The organism is Kocuria sp. CNJ-770 (genome assembly GCF_001942375.1).
Classification (GTDB): domain Bacteria; phylum Actinomycetota; class Actinomycetes; order Actinomycetales; family Micrococcaceae; genus Kocuria; species Kocuria oceani.
On record NZ_MKJW01000010.1, the window covers coordinates 1 to 5958 of the forward strand.

Genomic DNA, 5958 nt, shown 5'->3' on the forward strand with positions numbered 1-5958 from the left:
ATGGGGGACTCGGTGCTTGGCACGGGCGATGTGGGGGGAGTCGGGGGTGCTAAGCCAGTCGGTCGTTGATGGGGGACTCGGTGCTTGGCACGGACGATGTGGGGGAGTCGGGGGCGCCAGTTAGTTGCTGGTTGCTGGGGGACTCGATGCCTGGCGTGGGCCACCCGGGAGACCCGGCGCTCGGCGCGGGCCATCTCGGGAGAGTCGGGGCGTCGGTCAGTCACTGATTGATGGGGGACTCTGCGCTCGACGGGGCGCGCACCGGGGGCTCACAGGGGTGATCCCCGTGCTGTGAGCGGAAGTGCACCGAGGCGTTACTCCTGCCGTCGGGGGGCGAAACACGGGATTCCTACGGTGGGGGCATCGCACGCCGCCGTGCACCGCATCCGCCCCGCCAGGAGGTCCCCGTGAGTTCAGAGCTGCACCCCGACCCGTCCGTGACGGCGGCACGGCCGTCCGCGCCGGTGCCCCCGCTGGCGCTGCGCGAGCGGCCCGGCCGCTGGCTGGACGGCTACCGCCCCGAGGACCCCGCGTTCTGGGAGAGCACCGGCCGCCCGATCGCCCGCACCAACCTCACGTGGTCGATCCTCGCGGAGTTCCTGGGCTTCGCCGTCTGGCAGCTGTGGGCCATCACGGTCGTGTTCCTGCCGGGCGCGGGCTTTCCCTTCAGCGACTCGCAGATCTTCTGGCTGATCTCCATCCCCTCGCTGGTGGGGGCCACGCTGCGGATCCCGTACACCTTCATGGTCGGCCGGTTCGGCGGCCGGAACTGGACGATCGTCTCGGCCCTGCTGCTGCTGGTCCCCACCGTGGGCCTGGCGCTGGCGGTCGGCAACCCCGGCACCCCGTTCGCGGTCATGCTGCTGCTGGCGGCCACGGCCGGCTTCGGCGGCGGCAACTTCGCGTCCTCGATGGCCAACATCACCTTCTTCTACCCGGTGCGGGAGAAGGGCTGGGCGCTGGGGCTCAACGCGGCCGGCGGCAACCTCGGCACGGCCGTGGCGCAGCTGGTCGTCCCGATCGCCGTCTCGCTCGTCGCCCTCGGGGCCACCGGACTCTCGGTCGCGGGGTGGCTGTGGGTGCCGTTCATCCTCTTCGCCGCGTGGGGCGCGCGGAGGTACATGCACAACCTCTCCCACGCCAAGGGCGACGTGGCCGGGTCCCTGGCCACGGTGCGGGAGCCCCACTTCTGGGTGATGTCCTTCCTCTACGTGGGCACCTTCGGGTCCTTCATCGGCTTCTCCAGCGTGTTCCCCAAGCTCATCGCGGACACCTTTCCCGGCTTCTCCTCCTTCGCCGTGGGTGCGGCGGCGCTGTCCCTGGCGTTCCTCGGGCCGCTGGTGGGGTCCGTCTCCCGCCCCTACGGCGGGCGGCTCGCGGACCGCTTCGGCGGCGCGCCGGTGACGGTGGGAGTGTTCGCGGTCATGGCCTTGCTCGCCCTGGCCGTGGTGCTCACCCTGCCGCTGGCCGACTTCTGGCTGTTCCTGGGCCTGTTCCTGCTGCTGTTCACCGCGGCCGGCATGGGCAACGGCTCCACCTACCGGATGATCCCCTCGATCTACCGGGTGCTGGGGCTGCGCCGGCAGCAGGACGCCGCGGTCTCCACCGAGCGCAAGGCCTCGGCCGCCCTGGGGCTGATCGGCGCGGTCGGCGCGTACGGCGGGTTCCTGATCCCGCAGGCGCTGAACCTCTCGAACACCACCACCGGGGCCTACAGCGCCGCGTTCTACGGCTTCGTCGCGTTCTACGTGGTGGCCCTGGCGGTGACCTGGGCCTGCTATCTGCGCCCGGGCACGGAGATGGGCGACAGCCACATCTGAGCCGGCCCCCGCCCTCCCGGAAGGAACTCCCGCATGAGCACCACGGCCACCCACTGCCCCTACTGCGCGCTGCAGTGCGCCATGACCCTCGACACGGACTCCGCGGCCGCCGCCGCGCAGGGCTTCCCGGAGGTGCGGGCCCGGCAGTTCCCGGTCAACGGGGGAGGGATGTGCCGGAAGGGCTGGACGTCGGCGGAGCTGCTGGCCCACCCGTCGCGGCTCATCGCGCCGCTGCTGCGCGGTCCGGACGGGGTGTTCCGGGAGGTCTCCTGGGACGCGGCGCTGGACCGGATGGCGGCGGAGTTCCGCGCCGCCCAGCACCGGTACGGCCGGGACGGCGTCGGGATCTTCGGCGGCGGCGGGCTGACCAACGAGAAGGCCTACCAGCTGGGGAAGTTCGCGCGGGTGGCCCTGCGGACCTCGCGGATCGACTACAACGGCCGGTTCTGCATGTCCTCCGCCGCGGCGGCCGCCAACCGCTCGCTGGGGGCCGACCGCGGCCTGCCGTTCCCCGTGACGGACCTCGACGACGCCCACACCGTGCTGCTGCTCGGCAGCAACCCCGCCGAGACCATGCCGCCGTTCGTCCAGCACCTGGAGCACGCCCGGGAGCACGGCGGCCTGATCGTGGTGGACCCCCGCCGCTCCGCCACGGCCCGGATGACCGACGACGACGGCGGGATCCACCTGCAGCCCACCCCCGGCTCCGACCTGGTGCTGCTGCTGGGCCTCGCCCACGTGGTGCTGCACGAGGGCCTGGCCGACCTGGACTACCTGGAGCGGCGCACCACCGGCCTCGAGGCCTTCCGCACGAGCGTCGGCGCGTGGTGGCCCGAGCGGGTCGAGCAGGTCACCGGTGTCCCGGCCGAGCGGCTCCGCCGCGCCGCCCGCCGGCTGGCCCGAGAACGGCGAGGCACCTACGTGCTCACCGGGCGCGGGGTCGAGCAGCACGTGGACGGCACGGACACCGCGACCGCGGCGATCAACCTGGCCCTGCTGCTCGGGCTGCCCGGTCGTCCCGGCTCCGGCTGGGGCACGCTCACCGGCCAGGGCAACGGCCAGGGCGGGCGCGAGCACGGCCAGAAGGCCGACCAGCTGCCCGGCTACCGCTCGATCACGGACCCCGCCGCCCGGGCGCACGTGGCCGGGGTGTGGGGCGTCGACCCGGCGGAGCTGCCCGGCCCGGGGATCCCCGCGGTCCGGTTGCTGAGCACCCTCGGCACCGAGGGCGGCGTGCGCTGCCTGTGGGTCAACGGCTCCAACGTGGTGATCGGCGCCCCGGACACCGCCGCCGTGACCCGGGGGCTGCAGGCCCTGGACTTCCTGGTGGTCTGCGACCTCTTCCTCTCCGAGACCGCCGAGTACGCCGACCTCGTCCTGCCCGTGCCGCAGTGGGCCGAGGAGGAGGGGACCATGACCAACCTCGAGGGCCGGGTGCTGCGCCGCCGCCGCGCGGTGGACCCGCCGCCCGGGACCCGGGACGAGCTGTGGATCATGTCCGAGCTCGCCCGGCGGCTCGAGGCGCCGGGCGCCTTCAGCCCCGACCCGCAGGAGGTCTTCGCGGAGCTGGCCCGGGCCTCGGCCGGCGGGACGGCCGACTACTCCGGGATCCGCTGGGCCGCCCTGGACGCCGGCGAGGCCTGCTACTGGCCCTGGCCGGTGGGGAGCTCCACCGGCACGCCCCGGGCCTTCCTTCACCGCTTCGGCCACCCGACGGCCGGGCCCGGCTGGTCCCGGTCCGGGCGCGCGCCGCCGGCCGGGCGGTCGACCCGAGCCCGCGGGCACACCGCCGGGAACTGCTGCACGGACCCGGCACGCTGACCCTGACCACCGGGCGGTACCTGGAGCACTACCAGTCAGGCAACCAGACCCGCCGGGTGTCCTCCCTGCTCGGGGCCCGCCCCGAGTCCCGGCTGCAGATCCACCCCGCGACCGCGGCCGCCCTCGGCATCCGCGACGGCGCGGCGGTGGAGCTGACCAGCGCCCGCGGCCGTGCCGTGGCTCTGGCCCGGCTGAGCACCGACATCCGCCCCGACACCGTGTTCCTGCCCTTCCACTACGCCGGTGACGGGACCGCCAACCGGCTCGTGTCCTCGGACGCCGTGGACCCGGTCTCGTCCATGCCCGAGTTCAAGGCCGGCTCGGTCACCGTCCGGGCGATCGACCCCCAGGAGAGCACCCGATGACCCCGCACCGTCCCACCCGCTCGACCGGCACCCCGATGCGCCCCGGCGAGCACGTGGTCGTGATCGGCTTCGGCCCCGTGGCCGCCCGGTTCGTCGACGACGTCGCCGACCTCGCCGCCGCGGGCACCATCCGCCTGACCGTGATCGGCGGGGAGGCCGAGCCCGCCTACAACCGGGTGCTCGTGGGCGAGCACGCGATGGGCCGGGCCGAGCTCGCCTCCATGCGGCTGGCCGACCCGGAGCTCCTGGCGCGCAGCGGGATCGACGTCCTGCTCGGCACGGAGGTGACCCGGATCGACCGCGCCCGCCGGCTGCTGCACGTCACCGACCGGGCCACCGGAGACTCCGGGCGGCTGGGCTACGACCGCCTCGTCCTGGCCACCGGCGCCCGCCCCAACCTGCCGGTGCTGCGCGGGCTCAACCCGGATCCGCACGCCTACGGGCACCTGCCCGCCGGGGTCACCGCGCTGCGGGACCTGCGCGACGCCCGGTCCGTGCGCGCCGTCGTCGAGCGCCGCGGCCGCGTGGTCGTGCTGGGCGGGGGCGTGCTCGGGCTCGAGGCCGCGCTCGCGGCGAGCGAGGTCGGCTGCCCGGTGACGGTCGTCCACCACGCCCCGTGGGTGATGACCCGGTCCCTGGACGCCGCCGGCGGAGCCCTGCTGGGGAGGGCGCTCGCCGAGGCCGGAGTGGAGGTGGTCTCCGGCGCCCAGGCGCGCGAGGTGCTCCTGGGCGAGGACCGGGGCTTCCGCGGCCTGCTCCTGCAGGACGGCCGCGAGGTGCCCGGCGAGCTGCTGCTGCTCTCCGTCGGGGTCACGCCCCGCACCGAGCTCGCCGAGGGCGCCGGTCTGCGCACCGCCCGCGGCATCGTGGTGGACCACGAGCTGGAGGCCGACGTCGAGCAGCGCGTCTTCGCCGTCGGGGACTGCGCCGAGGTGCTGTGCCCGGACCCGTCCTGCCAGGTCTGCCCCGGCCGGGCCGGCAGGGGGCCCTCCGGGCTCGTGGGCCCCGGGTGGCGCCAGGCGGAGTGGCTGGCCGCCCGCGTGCGCGCCGAGCTGGAGGCCGTGGCCGAGGGCGGGACCACCGTGCTCGCGCCGCTGACCGAGGGCCCCGCCGGGGCGGTGCGGCTCAAGGCGCACCAGGTGGAGCTCGCCTGCGCCGGAGCGGCCGGGGGCGCGCCGTGGGAGCCGCGGGCCGACGGCGGGTCCGTGGTGCAGTGGGCCGACGGGTCGGCCGGGACCTACGCCCAGCTCGTGCTGCGCCCGGACCGGACCCTCGCCGGCTACACCGTGCTCGGCCTGCCCCGGGCCGCGGCGGAGATCGGTCTGCTCCACGACCGCGGCGAGGCCGTGCCGGAGGACCCGAGCGTCCTGCTGCGCCTGGACGGGCCCGACGCCGGGGCCGGCGAGCGTCCGACGACCCCCGAGTCCACGGTCTGCCACTGCGCGGGCGTGAGCAAGGGCCGCATCGCCGACGCCGTGGCCGAGGGCGCCGCCACCGTCGAGGCGGTCGGCCGCGCCACCCGGGCCGCCACCGGCTGCGGCGGCTGCAAGGCCGCGGTCGCCCGGATCATCGACGCCCACACCCCGGCCCCGGCCTGACGCCACGGCCTGACGCCACCGCGGATCCCCCGGTGGTCCGCCCCAGCATTCCTCCCGAGACCCCTGTCTCGTGCCTGACCCCCGGATCGCCGAGTCCCCCCCCTCCGTCCCGCCGAGTCCCCCTTCGTCCCGCTGAGTCCCCCCTGCGCTCGCAATTCCCCTCGATCGATCAGGGGGAAATGGCAACCCATGGGGGACTCGGCGGTGCTGGGGAGACTCAGCGGTGTTGGGGGATTCGGCGGTGATTGGGGGACTCGGCGGTGCTGGGGGACTCAGCGGAGTTGGGGAGTTCGGCGGTGCTGGGGACTCGGCGGTGCTGAGGAGCGGCAGGCGGGTCAGGGGCACGAGCCGGTA

2 protein-coding genes and 1 pseudogene are annotated in these 5958 nt (G+C 75.2%); all 3 read left to right on the top strand.

Features of this window, described 5'->3' with window-relative positions:
• Positions 1-419: 419 nt before the first annotated feature.
• The gene (locus tag BJF77_RS00295) at positions 420-1820 is read left to right on the top strand and encodes an MFS transporter (protein ID WP_369821334.1); all 1401 of its coding nucleotides are present in this window, start codon (positions 420-422) and stop codon (positions 1818-1820) included.
• 33 nt (positions 1821-1853) lie between these two features.
• Positions 1854-4006: pseudogene (locus BJF77_RS00300) on the top strand (molybdopterin oxidoreductase family protein).
• Positions 4003-5604 (top strand): FAD-dependent oxidoreductase, encoded by a 1602-nt coding sequence (locus BJF77_RS00305; RefSeq protein ID WP_255396055.1) that lies wholly within the window; start codon positions 4003-4005, stop codon positions 5602-5604. Before BJF77_RS00300 ends, BJF77_RS00305 begins: the two are co-directional and overlap by 4 nt.
• The last annotated feature ends 354 nt before the right edge of the window (positions 5605-5958 follow it).

Excerpts from the sequence above, each read along its gene's own strand:
- BJF77_RS00305 (WP_255396055.1), top strand. The coding sequence starts at position 4,003 with ATGACCCCGCACCGTCCCACCCGCTCGACCGGCACCCCGATGCGCCCC.